The organism is Microbulbifer sp. HZ11, assembly GCF_000708675.1.
GTDB lineage: Bacteria > Pseudomonadota > Gammaproteobacteria > Pseudomonadales > Cellvibrionaceae > Microbulbifer.
In genome coordinates this window covers 273430-293114 of record NZ_JELR01000005.1, presented here as the reverse complement: position 1 = coordinate 293114, position 19685 = coordinate 273430, and the positions used below count along the sequence as shown (strand labels likewise).

Sequence of the window (19685 nt, the reverse complement as noted above, 5' to 3'; positions counted from 1 at the left end):
AACTCTCTATTGAGAATTACTTGCCGCGACGACGTACAATCATGTTGTCGGTGCGCTTGTTCTTACGCGTTTTCTTGCCCTTGGTCGGAACGCCCCAAGGTGTCACTGGGTGACGACCACCGGAGGTACGACCCTCACCACCGCCGTGCGGGTGGTCTACCGGGTTCATCGCCACACCACGAACGGTAGGACGAACACCGCGCCAGCGCTTGGCACCGGCTTTACCCAGCTTGCGCAGACTGTGCTCAGAGTTGCTCACTTCACCCAGGGTGGCGCGGCACTCAGACAGGACTTTACGCATTTCGCCAGAGCGCAGACGGATAGTCGCGTACTGACCTTCACGGGCAACCAGCTGAACAGAGGCACCGGCAGAGCGGGCCAGCTGAGCACCTTTACCAGGCTTCAGCTCGATACCATGAATCACGGAACCAACCGGAATATTGCGCAGCGGCAGGGTATTACCTACAGCGATCGGCGCAGCATCACCAGACTGGATCTTGGCACCGGCCTTCAGGCCTTTCGGTGCAATGATGTAACGACGCTCACCGTCGGCGTAACACACCAGCGCGATGTGCGCGCTACGGTTCGGATCGTACTCCAGACGCTCAACGGTGGCCGGAATGCCATCTTTGTTGCGCTTGAAGTCCACTACGCGGTAGTGATGCTTGTGACCACCACCGATGTGACGGGTGGTAATGCGACCGTTGTTGTTACGGCCACCGGTCTTGGACTTCTTCTCAACCAGCGGAGCGTAAGGCGCACCCTTGTGCAGGTCGGAGTTAACAACCTTGACCAGGTGACGACGGCCAGCAGAGGTCGGTTTTGCTTTTACAATAGCCATTGCAACTTTCCCCTTTACTCAGCGGCTTCGAAGTTGATGTCGCTGCCTTCAGCCAGACGAACGTAGGCTTTTTTCCAATCATTGCGCACGCCCATGCCGTAGCGGGTGCGCTTGGTTTTGCCTTTAACGTTCACGGTACGAACCTGCTCAACAGAAACGTTGAACAGCTTTTCAACCGCAGCTTTGACTTCAGCTTTAGTAGCGTCGGTGGTTACCTTGAACACTACCTGATTGGCGGCATCCGCCAGCACAGCAGCTTTCTCGGAAATTACCGGGCCCAGCAGTACTTTGTAAATTCGCTCTTGGTTCATCCCAGCACCTCATCAATTTTCTTCAGTGCAGAAACGGTAACCACGACCTTGTCAAAGCGAATCAGGCTTACCGGATCGATACCCTGTACGTCGCGAACATCGATCTTGTGCAGGTTGCGCGCGGCCAGGTAGAGGTTTTCGTTTACCTCTTCGGTCACGATCAACGCGTCGGACAGATCGTACTGTGCCAGCTTGGTTACCAGCTGCTTGGTCTTCGGCGCTTCCACGTCGAAGGACTCAACCACAACCAGACGCTCCTGACGAGCCAGCTCGGAGAGAATGCAGCGCAGTGCAGCGCGGTACATTTTCTTATTCAGCTTGACGCTGTGATCACGGGGTTCAGCAGCGAAAGTTACGCCACCAGAACGCCACAGCGGGCTGCGGATAGTACCGGCACGAGCGCGGCCAGTACCTTTTTGACGCCACGGCTTTTTGCCGCCGCCAGAAACCGCAGCGCGGTTTTTCTGAGCCTTGGTACCCTGACGAGCGCCAGCCATATAGGCGACGACTGCCTGGTGCACCAGGTCCTGATTGAATTCACGACCGAAAGCCACTTCAGAGACTGCAACAGTGCCTTTAGCGCCTTCGGGAGTAGCGATATTCAGTTCCATATCTATTTCCCCTCAGACTTAGGCTTTAACTGCCGGACGAACGATAACGTTACCGCCGGGAGCGCCAGGTACGGCACCTTTAACCAGCAGCAAGTTGCGCTCGGCGTCCACACGAACTACTTCCAGGTTTTGCGTGGTAACACGCTCGGCACCCATATGACCGGCCATTTTCTTGCCTTTCCACACGCGGCCAGGAGTCTGGCACTGACCGATAGAACCGGGAGCGCGGTGAGACAGGGAGTTACCGTGAGTAGCGTCCTGGGTACGGAAATTCCAGCGCTTAACGCCACCCTGGAAACCTTTACCTTTGGAAGTGCCGGTTACGTCGATCTTCTGACCGGCTTCAAAGCCAGATACAGTGATTTCGGAACCGATTTCGAAGGACTCTTCAGAACCGTCAGTACGCAGTTCGAAAAGAGCAGTGCCAGCCTCAGTATTGGCTTTGGCGAAGTGGCCCGCTTCGGGCTTGGAGACACGGGAAGCTTTACGAGCACCCACAGTTACCTGAACTGCGGAGTAGCCATCAGTTTCCACGGTTTTCACCTGGGTGACGCGATTCGGAGCTACCTCGATAACAGTTACCGGGATAGAAGCGCCATCTTCGGTGAAGATGCGAGTCATGCCGCTCTTGCGGCCGACAATACCTATAGTCATCTTTTCAACCTCTCAGTGCACGGGGCTTTAACCCACTGCGGCCGCCCAATTTCAGAGCGTTACACTACCCAGACCTTTTTCGCCTGGGATTCGGTAGTTAATTTGAAGTGTTAGCCGAGACTGATCTGAACCTCTACACCGGCCGCCAGATCGAGCTTCATCAGCGCGTCGACGGTTTTCTCGGTAGGCTCTACGATGTCCAGCAAACGCTTGTGAGTACGAATCTCGTACTGGTCGCGCGCGTCTTTATTGACGTGCGGAGAAATCAGCACGGTGTACTTCTCTTTGCGAGTCGGCAGCGGGATGGGACCGCGTACTTGTGCGCCAGTGCGCTTGGCCGTCTCTACGATCTCCTGGGTAGACGCGTCGATCAGCTTGTGATCGAACGCCTTCAGGCGAATTCGGATGCGTTGACCCTGCATGGAATCAAACTCCAGTTGTAAATCTAAAGAACGTCCTTTTACGCAACCCCGAGGGCGGGCGAAAAGGAGCGCGAAGTCTACGGGCAGGACAGGATGCTGTCAAGACAGATTGCCATTTTTTAACCAACACCCGCCCCCCACGATGCAGCGCCGACTCTCAGTGCCGCAGCCCGGTGCCCACAATATACACACGTGACCACCCATTCCAGTCACAATCATTAGGCGCAAAAAAAGCCGCGACATTTCTGCCGCGGCTTTTTTGTTGCTTCAGATCAGGAGCAAGGATTACTCGATGATCTTGGCTACAACGCCAGCACCAACGGTACGGCCACCTTCACGGATCGCGAAGCGCAGACCTTCTTCCATGGCGATCGGGCAGATCAGAGTCACAGACATCTGAATGTTATCGCCCGGCATTACCATTTCGGTGCCTTCCGGCAGCTCAACCGCACCAGTTACGTCGGTGGTACGGAAGTAGAACTGCGGACGGTAGCCTTTGAAGAACGGGGTGTGACGACCACCTTCGTCCTTGGACAGGATGTAAACCTCACCTTCGAACTTGGTGTGCGGGGTGATGGAGCCCGGCTTAGCCAGCACCTGACCACGCTCAACTTCGTCACGCTTGGTGCCACGCAGCAGGGCGCCGATGTTCTCACCAGCACGACCTTCGTCGAGCAGCTTGCGGAACATTTCAACACCGGTACAGGTGGTAGAAGTGGTTTCTTTGATACCAACGATCTGGATTTCGTCACCAGTGTTGATGATGCCACGCTCTACACGACCGGTTACTACGGTACCGCGACCAGAGATGGAGAATACGTCTTCGATCGGCATCAGGAACGGCTGATCTACCGCACGCTCCGGCTCCGGAATGTACTCGTCCAGGGTTTCTACCAGCTTCTTAACAGCGCTGGTGCCCAACTCGTTGTCGTCTTCGCCATTCAGAGCCATCAGAGCAGAACCAGCGATGATCGGAGTGTCGTCACCCGGGAATTCGTATTGATCCAGCAGCTCGCGCAGCTCCATCTCTACCAGTTCCAGCATCTCTGCGTATTCTTCAGAGCCTACGCCGCCACAGTCTTCTGCCAGCAGGTCAGCTTTGTTCAGGAATACAACGATGTAAGGTACACCTACCTGACGAGACAGCAGGATGTGCTCACGGGTCTGCGGCATAGGACCGTCAGTCGCGCCACATACCAGGATAGCGCCGTCCATCTGAGCAGCACCGGTGATCATGTTCTTAACGTAGTCGGCGTGTCCCGGGCAGTCTACGTGCGCGTAGTGGCGGGTCGGGGACTCGTATTCAACGTGAGAGGTGGCGATGGTGATACCACGCTCACGCTCTTCCGGAGCATTGTCGATACCGTCGAAGGCAACGGCAGCGCCGCCCCACACTTCGGAACATACGCGAGTCAGCGCAGCGGTCAGGGTGGTTTTACCATGGTCAACGTGACCGATGGTGCCCACGTTTACGTGGGGCTTGGAACGTTCAAACTTTTCTTTTCCCATTTTCAGGATCCTCTAACTTAAAAGTTGTAAAGGGACTAAAGCTTAAGCTTTGTTCTTGGCAATAATTTCGTCAGCGACGTTCTTCGGCGCTTCGGCGTACTTCAGGAATTCCATGGTGTAGGTAGCACGGCCCTGGGTCGCGGAACGCAGATCGGTGGCGTAACCGAACATTTCGGCCAGCGGCACCTCCGCGTTAACGACCTTACCAGAGGCGCTATCATCCATACCCTGGATCAAACCGCGACGACGGTTCAGGTCGCCAACTACGTCACCCATGTTCTCTTCCGGAGTAACCACTTCCACCTTCATCATCGGCTCGAGCAGCACTGCACCGCCAACGTCTGCCAGCTTCTTGGTCGCCATGGAGCCAGCGATTTTGAACGCCATTTCGTTGGAGTCCACATCGTGGAAAGAGCCATCGTACAGGGTAGCCTTCAGACCCAGCAGCGGGTAGCCAGCCAGAACACCGTTCTGCATCTGCTCTTCGATACCCTTCTGTACCGCAGGAATGTATTCCTTCGGTACCACACCACCCACGATGGCATTCTCAAACACCAGACCTTCACCGGACTCATCTTCTGCCGGCTCGAATTTCACCCAAACATGACCGTACTGACCGCGACCACCGGACTGACGAACGAACTTGCCCTCGATCTCAGCGGTGTTGCGGATAGTTTCACGGTAGGCCACCTGCGGCTTACCGATGTTGGCTTCAACGTTGAATTCACGACGCATGCGATCAACGATGATATCCAGGTGCAACTCACCCATACCGGAGATGATGGTCTGGCCTGTCTCTTCGTCGGTCTTCACACGGAAGGACGGATCTTCCTGAGCCAACTTGCCCAGAGCAACACCCATTTTTTCCTGGTCCGGCTTGGACTTCGGCTCTACCGCCACGGAGATTACCGGCTCCGGGAACTCCATACGCTCAAGAACGATCTTCGCGTCTTCGGCACACAGAGTATCGCCAGTGGTCACATCTTTCAGGCCGATGGCCGCGGCGATATCGCCCGCCAGTACCTCTTTGATCTCTTTACGATCGTTGGAGTGCATCTGCACCATACGGCCGACACGCTCTTTCTTCTGCTTCACGGAGTTGTATACCGCGGTGCCGCTTTCCAGCTTACCGGAGTAGACACGGAAGAAGGTCAGAGTACCAACGAAGGGGTCGGTGGCAATTTTGAAGGCCAGTGCAGCAAACGGCGCGTCGTCGTCGGCAACACGGGTTTCCACAGTCTCATCCTTATCCAGAAGAGTACCTTCGATCGCCTTAACTTCGGTCGGCGCCGGCAGATATTCGATCACCGCATCCAGCATGGCCTGCACGCCCTTGTTCTTGAACGCGGAGCCGCCCAGAACCGGTACAATCTCGTTGGCCAGAGTGCGCTGACGGATGGCCGACTTGATCTCTTCCTCAGTCAGCTCACCTTCTTCCAGGTATTTCTCCATCAGCTCTTCGTTGGCTTCCGCAGCAGCCTCGACCAGGAACTCGCGCATCTCTTCGCACTCGTCCTGCATATCCGCCGGGATATCGGCGTACTCGAAAGTCATCCCCATGTCTTCTTCGTTCCACAGGATGGCTTTCATTTTTACCAGGTCGACAACACCCTTGAACTCATCTTCCGAGCCAATGGTCATTTGCAGCGGTACCGCATTTGCATTCAGGCGAGTCTTCAGCTGACCAACAACCTTGCGGAAGTCAGCACCAGCGCGGTCCATCTTGTTTACGAATACCATGCGCGGCACTTCGTATTTGTTGGCCTGACGCCATACAGTTTCGGTCTGCGGCTGCACGCCGGAGGAGCCACACAGAACAACCACGGCGCCATCGAGAACGCGCAGGGAGCGCTCTACTTCAATGGTAAAGTCAACGTGCCCCGGGGTGTCGATGATGTTTACGCGGTGCTGCGGGAACTGTTGCTGCATACCAGCCCAGAAACAGGTGGTTGCCGCAGAGGTAATGGTGATACCACGCTCCTGCTCCTGTTCCATCCAGTCCATGGTGGCTGCGCCTTCGTGCACCTCACCAATTTTGTGGGACAGACCGGTGTAGAACAGTACGCGCTCGGTAGTCGTGGTTTTACCGGCGTCTACGTGGGCGCAGATACCGATATTGCGATAGCGTTCGATAGGCGTTTTACGTGCCACAGTTGTATCCTCGATATAACGGCAAAAGGCAGCGCGGAGTTTTACCTTCCTTGCTGCCTTTCGATTTTATTTTCCGATGGAAATAATCATCAGACTTAGAAGCGTCACTATCTTAGAAACGATAGTGGGAGAACGCTTTGTTGGCTTCCGCCATACGGTGCACGTCTTCACGCTTCTTGACCGCGCCGCCCTTGTTCTGGGAAGCATCGATCATTTCATTGGCCAGGCGCTGGGCCATAGACTTCTCACCGCGCTTACGGGAAAAATCTACCAGCCAGCGCATTGCCAGCGCGGTACGACGTGCCGGACGCACTTCTACCGGTACCTGGTAGGTAGCACCACCAACACGACGGGACTTTACTTCCACCATCGGGGCGATGTTTTCCAGGGATTCTTCGAAAATTTCAATTGGATCTTTGTTCAGCTTTTCTGAAACCAGATCCAGCGCACCGTAAACGATGCTCTCTGCCACAGACTTCTTACCAGAGATCATGACATGGTTCATGAACTTGGCCAGAGTCACGTTCCCGAACTTGGGATCGGGCAGCACTTCGCGCTTGGCGACTACTCGTCTTCTTGGCATGGGATTGCCTCTCTTCAGGGTTACTCTGAGATGCCGCCGTATTAACTAAAAACAGTAACTACAAATCGGCGAGCTCAGCCTTACTCCGGTTATTCGTTAAACCGAAACGCAATGTTGTCTAGAGCAATTAGCTCTTAGGACGCTTGGCACCGTATTTGGAACGGCCCTGCTTGCGATCGTTTACGCCGGCACAGTCAAGTGCACCGCGTACAGTGTGGTAGCGCACACCCGGCAGGTCTTTTACACGACCGCCGCGAATCAGTACCACGCTGTGCTCCTGCAGGTTGTGGCCTTCACCACCGATGTACGAAGTCACTTCGAAACCGTTGGTCAGGCGCACACGACAAACTTTACGCAGTGCGGAGTTCGGCTTCTTCGGTGTAGTGGTATACACACGAGTACAAACTCCACGGCGCTGCGGGCAAGCTTGCAGTGCAGGCACGTCGCTTTTTTCAACTTTGCGTTTTCTCGGCTTACGAACCAACTGGTTGATCGTTGCCATTAAAAATCACTCCAAAATAAAACGCCCCCACCATAAACAGCAGTGAGGGCCTATCGTCAGTGCGCGATATTCCGCTGAACCGAAGCTCGCCCTTCAAAGGTCGCCCTTCACGTTCAACAAACAATCGCACCCCATTAGCGGGGGCCGCATTCTATAAACGCGGCCTGCCCGAGTCAACCACCTAACGAAGTGAACACTCACATCGGCAGGTAACTGCGATCCGGAACAGACCGGTCAGCCCCTGAAACAGCGAACCAACCAGTCAGACTACTCCGTTCTGTGGACCTCACTCCCCGGATGATTTCAGGGCTTCGGTCAGCGCCGCTTCCACCTCTTCTGCAGAAGGACCTTCGGCAAAGCCAGTGGTCAACTGCTGGGTGCGGCGACGCTTGCGCTCGGCGTGGTAGGCAAGGCCGGTACCGGCCGGGATCAGACGACCCACCACCACGTTTTCTTTCAGGCCGCGCAGGCTGTCTTCCTTACCGGTTACCGCCGCTTCGGTCAGTACACGGGTGGTCTCCTGGAAGGAGGCCGCAGACAGGAAGGACTCGGTGGCCAGGGACGCTTTGGTGATACCCAGCAGCAGACGCTCGAACTGAGCCGGTTGCTTGCCTTCGGCACGCAGGCGCTCGTTCTCTTCCACCACGCGCTGGTATTCCACCTGGTCGCCCTTGATGAACTCTGAGTCGCCCATCTCGAGGATTTCAACTTTACGCAGCATCTGACGCACGATGGTCTCGATGTGCTTATCGTTGATGCCTACACCCTGGAGGCGGTAAACCTCCTGAATCTCGTTGGTGATGTAGCGCGCAAGCTCTTCCACGCCCTTGAGGCGCAGAATGTCGTGCGGGTTGGACGGGCCATCGGAGATAACCTCACCCTTCTCTACGGTTTCACCTTCGAACACGGTCAGCTGGCGGTGCTTCGGAATCAGTACTTCGTAGTGATCCTTGCCATTGGCCAGTGGCTTACCATCTTTCGGGGTGATCTGCAGACGTACTTTGCCTTTGGTTTCTTTACCGAAGGAAACGGTACCGGAGATCTCCGCCAGGATGGACGGCTCTTTCGGCTTACGGGCTTCGAACAGGTCGGCAACCCGCGGCAGACCACCGGTGATGTCCTTGGTACCGCCGGATTCCTGCGGGATACGGGCGATAACGTCACCGACGTTCACCTTGTCGCTGTCTTTCAGGCTCAGAATCGCTCGTGGCGGCAGCGCGTAGTGCGCCGGCGCGTTGGAGTTAGCCAGGGTCAGTTCTTCGCCGTTCTCGTCCACCAGGGTCACCGCCGGGCGCAGGTCTTTACCCGCCGCCGGACGCTCCGCCGGATCGATCACCTCGATCGAGGACAGGCCGGTGATTTCGTCCGTCTGCTTGCGGATGGACAGGCCATCTTCCATACCGGACAGTTTCACCCAACCGGCAACCTCGGTAATGATTGGGTGGGTGTGCGGATCCCACTTGGCGACGATCTGGCCGCCTTCGATGGTGGACCCTTCGTCGACACTGATCACGGCACCGTAAGGCAGCTTGTAGCGCTCACGCTCCCGGCCAGCCGGGTCAGCGACCGCCAGTTCACCGGAACGGGATACCGCTACCAGGTTGCCGCCTTCGGTCTTCACGGTCTTCACATTGTGCAGACGCACGGTACCCGGCTGCTTAACCTGGATGCTGTCCGCCGCGGAAGCACGGCTCGCCGCACCACCGATGTGGAAGGTACGCATGGTCAGCTGGGTACCCGGCTCACCAATGGACTGGGCTGCCACAACACCCACGGACTCGCCGGGGTTGGCACGGTGGCCACGGGCCAGGTCACGGCCGTAACACTGAGCACAGATACCGTGGGCGGTCTCACAGGTAATCGCGGAGCGCACGATTACTTCGTCGATCCCCATACCTTCGATACGCTCAACCCAGGCTTCGTCGATCATGGTGCCAGCGGGTACCGCAATCTCGTCACTGCCGGGCTTGGTCACGTCGCGCGCCACCACACGGCCGAGGATACGGTCACCCAGGGATTCGATGACGTCACCGCCTTCGATCACCGGCGCCATGGTCAGGCCGTCGTCGGTGCCACAGTCGATTTCGGTAATTACCACGTCCTGTGCCACGTCTACCAGACGACGGGTCAGGTAACCGGAGTTCGCGGTTTTCAGTGCGGTATCCGCCAGACCTTTACGCGCACCGTGGGTCGAGATGAAGTACTGCAGTACGCTCAGACCTTCACGGAAGTTTGCGGTAATGGCGTTCTCGATAATGGAACCGTCCGGACGGGCCATCAGGCCACGCATACCGGCCAGCTGACGAATCTGCGCCTCACTACCCCGCGCGCCGGAGTCGGCGTACATGTAGACGGAGTTGAAGGAGTCCTGCTCGGTTTCATTGCCGTCGCGATCGATTACCGGCTCTTTCTTGATACCGGCCATCATCGCCTGGGTGACCTTGTCGTTGGTACGGGACCAGACGTCGATGACCTTGTTGTATTTCTCGCCTGCGGTTACCAGACCGGAGGCGAACTGGGTTTCGATCTCTTTCACTTCCTCTTCTGCGGAAGCAATCAATTCAGCCTTGGCCGCCGGGATCTCGAAGTCGTTTACACCGATGGAGGAACCGGACTTGGTGGAGAAGTCGAAACCGGTGTACATCAGCTGGTCAGCGAAGATTACGGTCGCCTTCAGGCCCACTTTGCGGTAGCACTCGTTCAGGACCCTGGAAATCGCCTTTTTCTTCATCGGCTGGTTCACGTACTCGAAAGGCAGGCCCTCCGGTACGATGTTCCACAGCAGTGCGCGACCGACGGTAGTGTCGTACACGGTGCGGGTAACCTGCTTCTCGCCGTCTTCGCCGATGGAAGTCTCGTCGATACGCACCTTGATCTTCGCCTGCAGGCCAACCTGCTTGGCGTAGAAGGCACGGCTGACTTCCTTGATATCGGAGAAGAACATGCCTTCACCTTTATCGTTCACACGCTCGCGGGTCATCCAGTACAGACCCAGTACCACGTCCTGGGACGGTACAATGATCGGCTCACCGTTGGCCGGTGACAGGATGTTGTTGGTGGACATCATCAGCGCGCGGGATTCCAGCTGCGCTTCGATGGTCAGCGGTACGTGTACCGCCATCTGGTCACCGTCGAAGTCGGCGTTGTACGCCGCACACACCAGCGGGTGCAGCTGGATCGCCTTACCTTCAATCAGTACCGGCTCGAACGCCTGGATACCCAGACGGTGCAGGGTCGGTGCACGGTTCAGCAGTACCGGGTGCTCGCGAATCACTTCGTCGAGGATGTCCCATACCACCGCTTCCTCGCGCTCGACCATTTTCTTGGCCGCCTTGATGGTGGTGGCCAGGCCGCGGGCTTCCAGCTTGCCGAAAATAAACGGCTTGAACAGCTCGAGGGCCATCTTCTTCGGCAGACCACACTGGTGCAGACGCAGAGTAGGACCAACCACGATCACGGAACGACCGGAGTAGTCCACACGCTTACCCAGCAGGTTCTGACGGAAACGACCCTGCTTACCCTTGATCATGTCGGCCAGGGATTTCAGCGGGCGTTTGTTGGAACCGGTGATGGCTCGGCCGCGACGGCCGTTATCCAGCAGCGCATCCACAGACTCCTGCAGCATACGCTTTTCGTTGCGCACGATGATGTCAGGGGCATTTAGCTCGAGCAGACGCTTCAGACGGTTGTTACGGTTGATCACGCGACGGTACAGGTCGTTCAGGTCGGAGGTCGCGAAGCGGCCACCGTCCAGCGGTACCAGCGGGCGCAGATCCGGCGGCAGAACCGGCAGTGCCTGCATGATCATCCACTCCGGCTTGTTACCGGACTTGTAGAAGGCTTCCAACAGCTTCAGGCGCTTGGACAGCTTCTTGATCTTGGTTTCAGAGTTGGTCGCCGGGATCTCTTCGCGCAGTCGCTGGATTTCGGTGGGCAGCTCGATGTCATTCATCAGCTCCTGGATGGCTTCCGCACCCATTTTCGCCTCGAACTCATCGGCAAACTCTTCCATTGCTTCAAAGTACTGCTCGTCGTTCAGCAGCTGGCCGCGTTCCAGGGTAGTCATACCCGGGTCGGTCACCACGTAAGACTCAAAGTACAGCACGCGCTCGATATCACGCAGGGTCATATCCAACAGCAGGCCGATACGGGACGGCAGGGATTTCAGGAACCAGATGTGCGCAACCGGGCTCGCCAGTTCGATGTGGCCCATCCGCTCACGGCGAACTTTCGCCTTGGTGACTTCAACGCCGCACTTCTCACAGATGATGCCGCGGTGCTTCATACGCTTGTACTTACCGCACAGGCACTCATAGTCCTTTACCGGGCCAAAAATCTTGGCACAGAACAGGCCTTCGCGCTCCGGTTTGAAGGTACGGTAGTTGATGGTCTCCGGCTTTTTCACTTCGCCGTAGGACCAGGAGCGAATCATGTCTGGCGAAGCCAGACCGATACGGATAGCGTCAAATTCTTCGAGCTGATCCTGGGCTTTCACCAGGTTTAACAAATCTTTCAAGGCCTTTCCTCCACTAGGGGGTAGTCATTCCGGCCAACTGCCTCTGGGGCCGGAAGTGCCGGTGGTGGTGATTTGCGATCGCCGCCACCGGCCTCTGTCTACTAAATCCGATTAATACCAGTGTTATTCGTTTTCCAGCTCGAAGTTCATACCCAGCGAGCGGATTTCCTTGACCAGTACGTTGAAGGATTCGGGCATGCCCGGCTCCATGCGGTGGTCGCCATCCACGATGTTTTTGTACATCTTGGTACGACCTTCCACGTCATCGGATTTGACCGTGAGCATTTCCTGCAGGGTGTAAGCGGCACCGTATGCTTCCAGTGCCCACACCTCCATCTCACCGAAGCGCTGACCACCGAACTGCGCCTTACCACCCAGCGGCTGCTGGGTAACCAAGCTGTAGGAACCGGTAGAACGCGCGTGCATCTTGTCGTCTACCAGGTGGTTCAGCTTCAGCATGTACATGTAGCCCACGGTTACCGGACGCTCGAAGGCGTCACCGGTACGGCCGTCGTACAGGGTGATCTGGCCGGAATCCGGGATGTCCGCCAGGCGCAACAGCTTCTTGATTTCAGGCTCAGCAGCACCGTCGAACACCGGCGTCGCCATGGGTACACCGCGACGCAGGTTTTCAGACATAGCCAGCACTTCTTCATCGGTCAGCTCGTCCAGCTCTTCCTTGCGGCCACCGGTGGAGTTGTAGACCTCTTCCAGGAACCCGCGAATCTTAGCCGCTTCCTGTTTCTCCTTGATCATGCGATCGATCTTCACACCGAGACCTTTCGCCGCCATACCCAGGTGCATTTCCAGAACCTGTCCGACGTTCATACGAGACGGTACACCCAGCGGGTTCAGAACCACGTCTACCGGCTCACCGTTTTCGTCGTACGGCATATCTTCCACAGGCTTGATCACGGAGATCACACCTTTGTTACCGTGACGGCCGGCCATCTTGTCACCGGGCTGGATGCGACGCTTGATCGCCAGGTAAACCTTGACGATTTTCAGCACGCCCGGCGCCAGATCGTCGCCGGATTCCAGTTTTTTCTTCTTGTCTTCAAACTGCTCGTCGAGCAGCTTACGACGTTCTTTCAGCTGGGCTTCGGCTTTTTCCAGCTGCTCGTTCAGGCTGTCTTCGCTCATGCGCAGCTTGAACCAGTCTTCCCGCGGCAGACCGGCGAGGATTTCAGCACTCAGTACGTCGCCTTTCTTGACGCCCTTACCGCCGGCTACGGTCTGACCTTCCAGTGCAGCGGCCAAACGTTCGAAGGTTGCACCTTCAACGATGCGGTACTCTTCATTCAGGTCCTTGCGCACTTCGTCCAGCTGGGCTTTCTCGATGGCGAGAGAGCGCTGATCTTTCTGCAGACCGTCGCGGGTGAAGACCTGTACGTCGATTACCGTACCGCGGGTGCCGGAAGGCGCACGCAGAGAGGTGTCTTTAACGTCGGACGCCTTCTCACCGAAGATCGCGCGCAGCAGCTTTTCTTCCGGAGTCAGCTGGGCTTCGCCTTTCGGCGTCACCTTACCAACCAGGATGTCGCCAGCGCCCACTTCCGCACCGATGTACACGATGCCAGACTCATCCAGCTTGTTCAGCGCAGACTCGCCCACATTGGGGATATCCGCGGTGATCTCCTCACTGCCCAGCTTGGTGTCACGGGCAATACAGGTCAGTTCCTGAATGTGGATGGTGGTGAAGCGGTCTTCCTGCACCACGCGCTCGGATACGAGGATGGAGTCCTCGAAGTTGTAGCCGTTCCACGGCATAAACGCGATGCGCATGTTCTGACCCAGAGCCAGCTCACCCAGGTCAACGGACGGGCCGTCGGCCAGGATATCGCCGCGCGCAACCACGTCCCCGGTCTTCACGATCGGACGCTGGTTGATACAGGTGTTCTGGTTGGAACGGGTGTACTTGGTGAGACCGTACAGATCCACACCCGCATCACCGGCTTCCACTTCATCGTCGTGCACGCGCACAACCACACGGCTGGCGTCAACACGCTCGATCACACCGCCGCGCTTGGCCACGATACAGACGCCGGAGTCGCGCGCTACGGTGCGCTCCATGCCGGTACCTACCAGTGGTTTCTCGGCGCGCAGGGTGGGAACCGCCTGGCGCTGCATGTTCGATCCCATCAATGCGCGGTTGGCGTCATCGTGCTCCAGGAACGGAATCATTGCCGCCGCAACGGAAACCACCTGACGGGCGGACACGTCCATGTACTGGATTTCGTCCGGGGTCTTCAGGGTAAATTCGTACTGGTGACGCACGCTCACCAGGTCATCGGTAAAGCGACCGTTTTCGTCCACAGCTGCAGAAGCCTGTGCAACCACGTAGTTGGCTTCGTTAATTGCAGACAGGTATTCGATCTGGTCGGTCACCTGGCCGTCGACCACCTTGCGGTACGGGCTCTCGAGGAAGCCGTAGTGGTTGGCGCGAGCATAGGTTGCCAGGGAGTTGATCAGACCAATGTTCGGACCTTCCGGCGTTTCGATCGGACATACGCGGCCGTAGTGGGTCGGGTGCACGTCTCGCACCTCGAAGCCCGCGCGCTCGCGGGTCAGACCACCCGGGCCAAGCGCGGATACACGGCGCTTGTGGGTAACTTCCGACAGCGGGTTGTTCTGGTCCATAAACTGGGACAGCTGGGAGGAACCGAAGAATTCCTTCACCGCAGCAGCCACCGGCTTGGCATTGATCAGATCCTGCGGCATCAGGCCTTCGGACTCCGCCATGGACAGACGCTCTTTTACCGCGCGCTCTACACGCACCAGGCCTACGCGGAACTGGTTCTCCGCCATTTCGCCAACGGAGCGCACTCGACGGTTACCCAGGTGGTCGATATCGTCCACCATGCCGCGACCGTTACGGATTTCGATCAGCGTCTTCAGAACATCGACGATGTCTTCTTTGCTCAGGGTACCCGAGCCGGTCTCGTCTTCACGATTCAGACGACGGTTGAACTTCATGCGCCCAACCGCAGACAGGTCGTAGCGCTCGTCGGAGAAGAACAGGTTCTCAAACAGCGACTCGGCAGACTCCTTGGTGGGCGGCTCGCCCGGGCGCATCATACGGTAGATTTCCACCAGCGCTTCCAGTTCGGTGCGGGAAGGATCGGCACGCAGGGTATCGGAAATGAACGGGCCACAGTCCAGATCATTGGTGTACAGGGTCTCGATATTCTGAACATTCAGAACACGCAGCTTGTTGACCACCTCTTCGGTGATCTCCGCATTCGCCTCTACAACCACTTCGCCGGTGGAGTCGTCGATAACATCGTGGGCAAGTACACGACCGTACAGGTAGGAAATCGGCGCTTCCAGCTTCTCCACACCCGCCTTCTCCAGCTGGCGAATGTGGCGCGGGGTAATACGGCGACCCTCCTCAACAATCACCTTGCCCTTGCCGTCCTTGATATCGAAGGAGGCCACATCACCGCGCAGGCGCGACGGGATCAGATCGAGACTGACGGTTTCGTCGTTCAGAGTGAACTTGCTGGTGTCGAAGAACATTTCCAGCATTTCCTGGGAGCTGTAACCCAGGGCGCGCAGCAGAATGGTGGCCGGCAGTTTACGACGACGGTCGATACGTACGTAGACCAGGTCCTTCGGGTCGAATTCGAAGTCCAGCCAGGAGCCACGGTAAGGAATCACCCGCGCAGCGTACAGCAGCTTACCGGAAGAGTGAGTCTTGCCTTTGTCGTGATCGAAGAATACACCCGGGGAGCGGTGCAGCTGGGACACGATTACGCGCTCGGTACCGTTAATCACGAAGGTACCGTTTTCGGTCATGAGCGGGATTTCGCCCATGTACACTTCCTGTTCCTTGATGTCCTTGATGGACTTATTCGCGGATTCTTTATCATAAATAATCAGGCGAACACGTACGCGCAGCGGGCAGGCATAAGTCACGCCACGCAGGGTACATTCCTTGACATCAAAAGCAGGTTTGCCGAGTGTGTAGCTCACATACTCCAGAGCAGCGTTGCCAGAGTAACTGACAATCGGAAATACAGACTTGAACGCAGCCTGCAGGCCGATATCCAGGCGCTCATCCGGGCGCGTGTCGGCCTGAGTAAATTTGCGATACGAGTCCAGCTGTATCGCAAGCAGGAAAGGCACGTCCATGACCTTAGGCAGTTTGCCAAAATCCTTGCGGATACGTTTTTTCTCAGTGTATGAGTAAGCCATTCATATTCCCCAGCTTGATCGGTGACAAGACTTCATCAGAACTGCGGTCAGATTTCTGACGATACGCAGTCCATCCGGGCGAGAAGTCTCTGCACAATGCAGCAGGCATTGCACTATGCTTCAAATACAGGCGTTCAAAAAACAAACTGCCCTGTGCACAAACTTCTCGAAATTTCTTTGCGGAGTGGCGGGTAAAACGCCCATGCCGCAAACGGCAAAAAGGCCGGCGGACAAAAGTCCACCAGCCTTTCCGCCAATTGCCGACTTAAGCAGCAACTGGCGGTAATGTGTAAAACCGAATTACTTCAGTTCTACGGTAGCGCCAGCTTCTTCCAGCTGCTTCTTCGCTTCCTCGGCTTCTTCCTTGGTCGCGCCTTCTTTCAGCGGGCTCGGAGCGCCGTCTACCAGAGCTTTGGCTTCTTTCAGGCCCAGGCCGGTGATACCGCGAACTGCTTTGATCACGTTCACTTTCTTGTCGCCAGCGCTTGCCAGGATTACGTCGAAAGAGTCTTTCTCTTCTGCAGCAGCTTCGCCGCCAGCCGCGCCACCAGCAACAACAGCAGCAGCTGCGGTTACGCCGAACTTCTCTTCCATAGCTTCGATCAGCTCAACAACGTCCTTAACGGACATTTCGGCGATCGCATTGATGATATCTTCTTTAGTCAGAGACATGAGTTAGTACCTGATTTCGTATGAGCAGGAAACTGCTCGTAATTTCTTTAAAAGTGGAAAACTGCGATTTCGCTTTAGCGAAATAATTACGCCGCTTCCTGCTCTTTCTGGTCGCGAACGGCCGCAATAGTGCGAACCAGTTTGCCAGCAGACGCTTCTTTCATGACGCTCATCAGCTTAGCGATTGCTTCATCGTAAGTCGGCAGGCTTGCCAACAGAGCGATGTCAGTCGCTACGCCTTCGAAGGCGGCACCTTTCAGCTCCAGCTTGTCATTGTCTTTCGCGAACGCCTTCAGGATGCGCGCGCCGGCACCCGGGTGTTCGTTTGAGAAAGCAATGATGCTGGGACCGACGAATTTCTCGATGAGACATTCGAATTCGGTACCGGCCAGAGCGCGACGCGCCAGAGTATTGCGGACGACTTTCAACCAAACGCCGTTCTCGCGAGCCTCTTTGCGCAGGGTAGTCATGTCATTCACGGTTACGCCACGGGAATCCGCAACAACCGCAGACAGAGCACCCTCAGCAGCCTGCTGGACTTCCGCGACAATCGCTTTCTTGTCTACGAGTCCAATAGCCATAGTGTCACTCCTGGATTTGAAAAAAGATCGAGCCATCATGAACCCGATCCGTTCCGGTGCTTAAAGCTCAAATCCAGTAAAAATACTGGTTTGGGCACACCGTCTGCGTAGGCTCACTCCCTTCGGTAAACACCTAGTGGCCAAACCTGGCCAGAGAGTGGATTAAGCGGGGGCATTTAAACCTCAAACACCCGCCGCACCTACGGTCTTTGACGGCCCGCGTTCATGCCAAAGCAATCAGCGGACCCCAAAGTTCTTTTTACTGAACGCAGCGAATCCCGCAGGAATTACTTAACGTCCAGAGAAGCCTGATCGAGAGTCAGACCCGGGCCCATGGTGGTGCTCAGGGTGATCTTTTTCAGGTAAACGCCTTTCGCGGAAGCCGGCTTGGCCTTTTTCAGGTCAGCAACCAGCGCTTCCAGGTTCTCTTTCAGAGCCTTGGCGTCAAAACTTACTTTACCGATACCGCCGTGGATGATGCCGCCTTTGTCAGCGCGGAAACGCACCTGACCAGCCTTGGCATTCTTAACCGCAGTCGCAACGTCTGGAGTTACGGTGCCGGTTTTCGGGTTCGGCATCAGGCCGCGCGGACCGAGGATCTGGCCCAGCTGACCCACAACGCGCATGGCGTCCGGGGAAGCCACAACCACGTCGAAATCCATCTTGCCAGCTTTCACTTCTGCAGCCAGCTCGTCCATGCCTACGATGTCAGCGCCAGCTTCTTTAGCGGCGTCGGCATTGGCACCCTGGGTGAATACGGCAACGCGCACTTCTTTACCGGTACCGTGCGGCAGGGTGGTCGCACCGCGAACAGCCTGGTCGGATTTACGCGGATCGATACCCAGATTGATGGCAGCATCAACGGTTTCGGAGAACTTAACGTTGGAGAACTCTTTCAGCAGCGCTACTGCTTCTTCAATACCGTAAGCCTTGCCAGCTTCCAGTTTTTCAGCCATTGCGCGCTGACGCTTGGTCAATTTAGCCACTTACAGACCCTCCACTTCGATACCGGCACTGCGAGCAGAACCCGCGATGGTGCGCACCGCTGCGTCCATATCGGAAGCAGTCAGGTCAGCTTTTTTCATTTCCACAATTTCTTCGATCTGAGCGCGGGTCACTTTACCAACCTTGTCGGTGTTCGGACGGCCGGAACCACTCTTGATCTTGGCAGCCTTGCGCAGCAGAACCGCGGCGGGCGGAGACTTCATGATGAAGGTGAAGGAGCGATCGCTGTATACAGAGATCACAACCGGTACCGGCAGGCCCGGCTCCAGACCTTGAGTCTGTGCGTTGAACGCTTTACAGAACTCCATGATGTTCACACCGTGCTGACCCAGTGCAGGGCCGACGGGGGGGCTCGGGTTGGCCTGACCGGCCTTTACTTGCAGCTTGATGTAAGCTTCGATTTTCTTAGCCATTACAGCTTCCTCTTTAACTGGGTATTAGCGCCTGCGCTGTACACTTATACAAACGTGCAACGCTCAGCTCCCCTGTTTGCCCCGAACCAGAAAGCCGAAAAGGCAGACTGGGATTTCAGGGACGCGAAAGCCCCCTTCCGCACACAGCGAAAGAGGGCCGAATCCTTTCAGCTCGAACTCAGTTCTTTTCTACCTGACCGAATTCCAGCTCTACCGGTGTGGAGCGCCCGAAGATCAACACCGCCACCCGCAGGCGACTCTTTTCATAGTTGACCTCTTCAACCACACCGTTGAAGTCATTAAACGGACCATCGATAACGCGCACCATTTCACCCGGCTCGAACAGCGTCTTGGGCTTGGGCTTGTCGACAGAGTCGTCGATGCGATTCAGGATCGCCTGCGCTTCGCGGTCGGTAATCGGGGCCGGCTTGTCCGCCTTGCCGCCGATAAAGCCCAGCACACGCGGAGTCTCTTTGACCAGGTGCCAGGTGTCGTCGTTCAGCTCCATTTCCACCAGCACGTAGCCGGGGAAAAACTTGCGCTCACTCTTGCGCTTCTGGCCGGCACGCATTTCCACCACTTCCTCGGTGGGAACCAGAACCTCACCGAAGAGGTGATCCATTTCGTGCAGCTCAATGCGCTCCTTGAGAGTGTTTTTTACACGCTTCTCATAGCCGGAGTAGGCCTGAACCACATACCAATGCTTTGCCATGGATT

General features: G+C 56.6%; 16 protein-coding genes. All 16 read right to left on the bottom strand.

All coding sequences use genetic code 11. The annotated features are described in order from the left end of the window. Positions 1–16: 16 nt before the first annotated feature. Positions 17–841 carry a 50S ribosomal protein L2 gene (gene rplB, locus AU11_RS16940; RefSeq protein WP_043320798.1) on the bottom strand — a complete coding sequence of 275 codons (825 nt, stop codon included), beginning with the start codon at positions 839–841 and terminating at the stop codon, positions 17–19. A 14-nt stretch (positions 842–855) separates the two neighbouring features. Further along, complete coding sequence (gene rplW, locus AU11_RS16935) at positions 856–1152, bottom strand: 50S ribosomal protein L23 (protein WP_010133846.1); 297 nt, start codon at positions 1150–1152, stop codon at positions 856–858. Then, positions 1149–1763, bottom strand: a complete 615-nt coding sequence (gene rplD, locus AU11_RS16930; protein WP_043320796.1) for a 50S ribosomal protein L4 — start codon at positions 1761–1763, stop codon at positions 1149–1151. Before rplD ends, rplW begins: the two co-directional genes overlap by 4 nt. Positions 1764–1781: 18 nt before the next feature. Continuing rightward, a complete protein-coding gene (gene rplC, locus AU11_RS16925) occupies positions 1782–2417 on the bottom strand; it encodes a 50S ribosomal protein L3 (RefSeq protein WP_043320794.1) in 636 nt (211 codons plus the stop codon). Between the two features lie 110 nt (positions 2418–2527). Beyond that, positions 2528–2839 carry a 30S ribosomal protein S10 gene (gene rpsJ, locus AU11_RS16920; RefSeq protein WP_010133849.1) on the bottom strand — a complete coding sequence of 104 codons (312 nt, stop codon included), beginning with the start codon at positions 2837–2839 and terminating at the stop codon, positions 2528–2530. Between the two features lie 285 nt (positions 2840–3124). Continuing rightward, entirely contained in the window at positions 3125–4348 is a 1224-nt protein-coding gene (gene tuf / locus AU11_RS16915; RefSeq protein ID WP_043320792.1) for an elongation factor Tu, read from the bottom strand. A 42-nt stretch (positions 4349–4390) separates the two neighbouring features. Continuing rightward, positions 4391–6499 carry an elongation factor G gene (fusA, locus tag AU11_RS16910; RefSeq protein ID WP_043320790.1) on the bottom strand — a complete coding sequence of 703 codons (2109 nt, stop codon included), beginning with the start codon at positions 6497–6499 and terminating at the stop codon, positions 4391–4393. A 112-nt stretch (positions 6500–6611) separates the two neighbouring features. Beyond that, positions 6612–7082 (bottom strand): 30S ribosomal protein S7, encoded by a 471-nt coding sequence (gene rpsG / locus AU11_RS16905; RefSeq protein ID WP_010130334.1) that lies wholly within the window; start codon positions 7080–7082, stop codon positions 6612–6614. Positions 7083–7209: 127 nt separating this feature from the next. After that, positions 7210–7584 (bottom strand): 30S ribosomal protein S12, encoded by a 375-nt coding sequence (gene rpsL / locus AU11_RS16900; protein ID WP_043320788.1) that lies wholly within the window; start codon positions 7582–7584, stop codon positions 7210–7212. 286 nt (positions 7585–7870) lie between these two features. Further along, entirely contained in the window at positions 7871–12100 is a 4230-nt protein-coding gene (rpoC, locus tag AU11_RS16895) for a DNA-directed RNA polymerase subunit beta' (RefSeq protein ID WP_043320786.1), read from the bottom strand. A 123-nt stretch (positions 12101–12223) separates the two neighbouring features. Beyond that, positions 12224–16297, bottom strand: coding sequence for a DNA-directed RNA polymerase subunit beta (gene rpoB / locus AU11_RS16890; RefSeq protein WP_043320785.1), 4074 nt, complete (start codon positions 16295–16297; stop codon positions 12224–12226). Positions 16298–16597: 300 nt separating this feature from the next. Then, the gene (gene rplL, locus AU11_RS16885; RefSeq protein WP_043320783.1) at positions 16598–16969 is read right to left on the bottom strand and encodes a 50S ribosomal protein L7/L12; all 372 of its coding nucleotides are present in this window, start codon (positions 16967–16969) and stop codon (positions 16598–16600) included. An 86-nt stretch (positions 16970–17055) separates the two neighbouring features. Beyond that, positions 17056–17550, bottom strand: a complete 495-nt coding sequence (gene rplJ, locus AU11_RS16880) for a 50S ribosomal protein L10 (protein WP_043320782.1) — start codon at positions 17548–17550, stop codon at positions 17056–17058. Positions 17551–17837: 287 nt separating this feature from the next. Then, entirely contained in the window at positions 17838–18536 is a 699-nt protein-coding gene (gene rplA / locus AU11_RS16875; protein WP_043320781.1) for a 50S ribosomal protein L1, read from the bottom strand. Further along, entirely contained in the window at positions 18537–18968 is a 432-nt protein-coding gene (gene rplK / locus AU11_RS16870) for a 50S ribosomal protein L11 (protein ID WP_043320779.1), read from the bottom strand. A gap of 178 nt (positions 18969–19146) precedes the next feature. Continuing rightward, positions 19147–19680 carry a transcription termination/antitermination protein NusG gene (gene nusG, locus AU11_RS16865; protein WP_043320777.1) on the bottom strand — a complete coding sequence of 178 codons (534 nt, stop codon included), beginning with the start codon at positions 19678–19680 and terminating at the stop codon, positions 19147–19149. Between the last annotated feature and the right edge of the window lie 5 nt (positions 19681–19685).

Excerpts from the sequence above, each read along its gene's own strand:
- rpsJ (WP_010133849.1), bottom strand. The coding sequence starts at position 2,839 with ATGCAGGGTCAACGCATCCGAATTCGCCTGAAGGCGTTCGATCACAAG.
- rpsL (WP_043320788.1), bottom strand. The coding sequence starts at position 7,584 with ATGGCAACGATCAACCAGTTGGTTCGTAAGCCGAGAAAACGCAAAGTT.
- nusG (WP_043320777.1), bottom strand. The coding sequence starts at position 19,680 with ATGGCAAAGCATTGGTATGTGGTTCAGGCCTACTCCGGCTATGAGAAG.
- rplW (WP_010133846.1), bottom strand. The coding sequence starts at position 1,152 with ATGAACCAAGAGCGAATTTACAAAGTACTGCTGGGCCCGGTAATTTCC.
- tuf (WP_043320792.1), bottom strand. The coding sequence starts at position 4,348 with ATGGGAAAAGAAAAGTTTGAACGTTCCAAGCCCCACGTAAACGTGGGC.
- rpoB (WP_043320785.1), bottom strand. The coding sequence starts at position 16,297 with ATGGCTTACTCATACACTGAGAAAAAACGTATCCGCAAGGATTTTGGC.
- rplL (WP_043320783.1), bottom strand. The coding sequence starts at position 16,969 with ATGTCTCTGACTAAAGAAGATATCATCAATGCGATCGCCGAAATGTCC.
- rplD (WP_043320796.1), bottom strand. The coding sequence starts at position 1,763 with ATGGAACTGAATATCGCTACTCCCGAAGGCGCTAAAGGCACTGTTGCA.
- rplC (WP_043320794.1), bottom strand. The coding sequence starts at position 2,417 with ATGACTATAGGTATTGTCGGCCGCAAGAGCGGCATGACTCGCATCTTC.
- rplB (WP_043320798.1), bottom strand. The coding sequence starts at position 841 with ATGGCTATTGTAAAAGCAAAACCGACCTCTGCTGGCCGTCGTCACCTG.
- rplK (WP_043320779.1), bottom strand. The coding sequence starts at position 18,968 with ATGGCTAAGAAAATCGAAGCTTACATCAAGCTGCAAGTAAAGGCCGGT.
- rplJ (WP_043320782.1), bottom strand. The coding sequence starts at position 17,550 with ATGGCTATTGGACTCGTAGACAAGAAAGCGATTGTCGCGGAAGTCCAG.
- rpsG (WP_010130334.1), bottom strand. The coding sequence starts at position 7,082 with ATGCCAAGAAGACGAGTAGTCGCCAAGCGCGAAGTGCTGCCCGATCCC.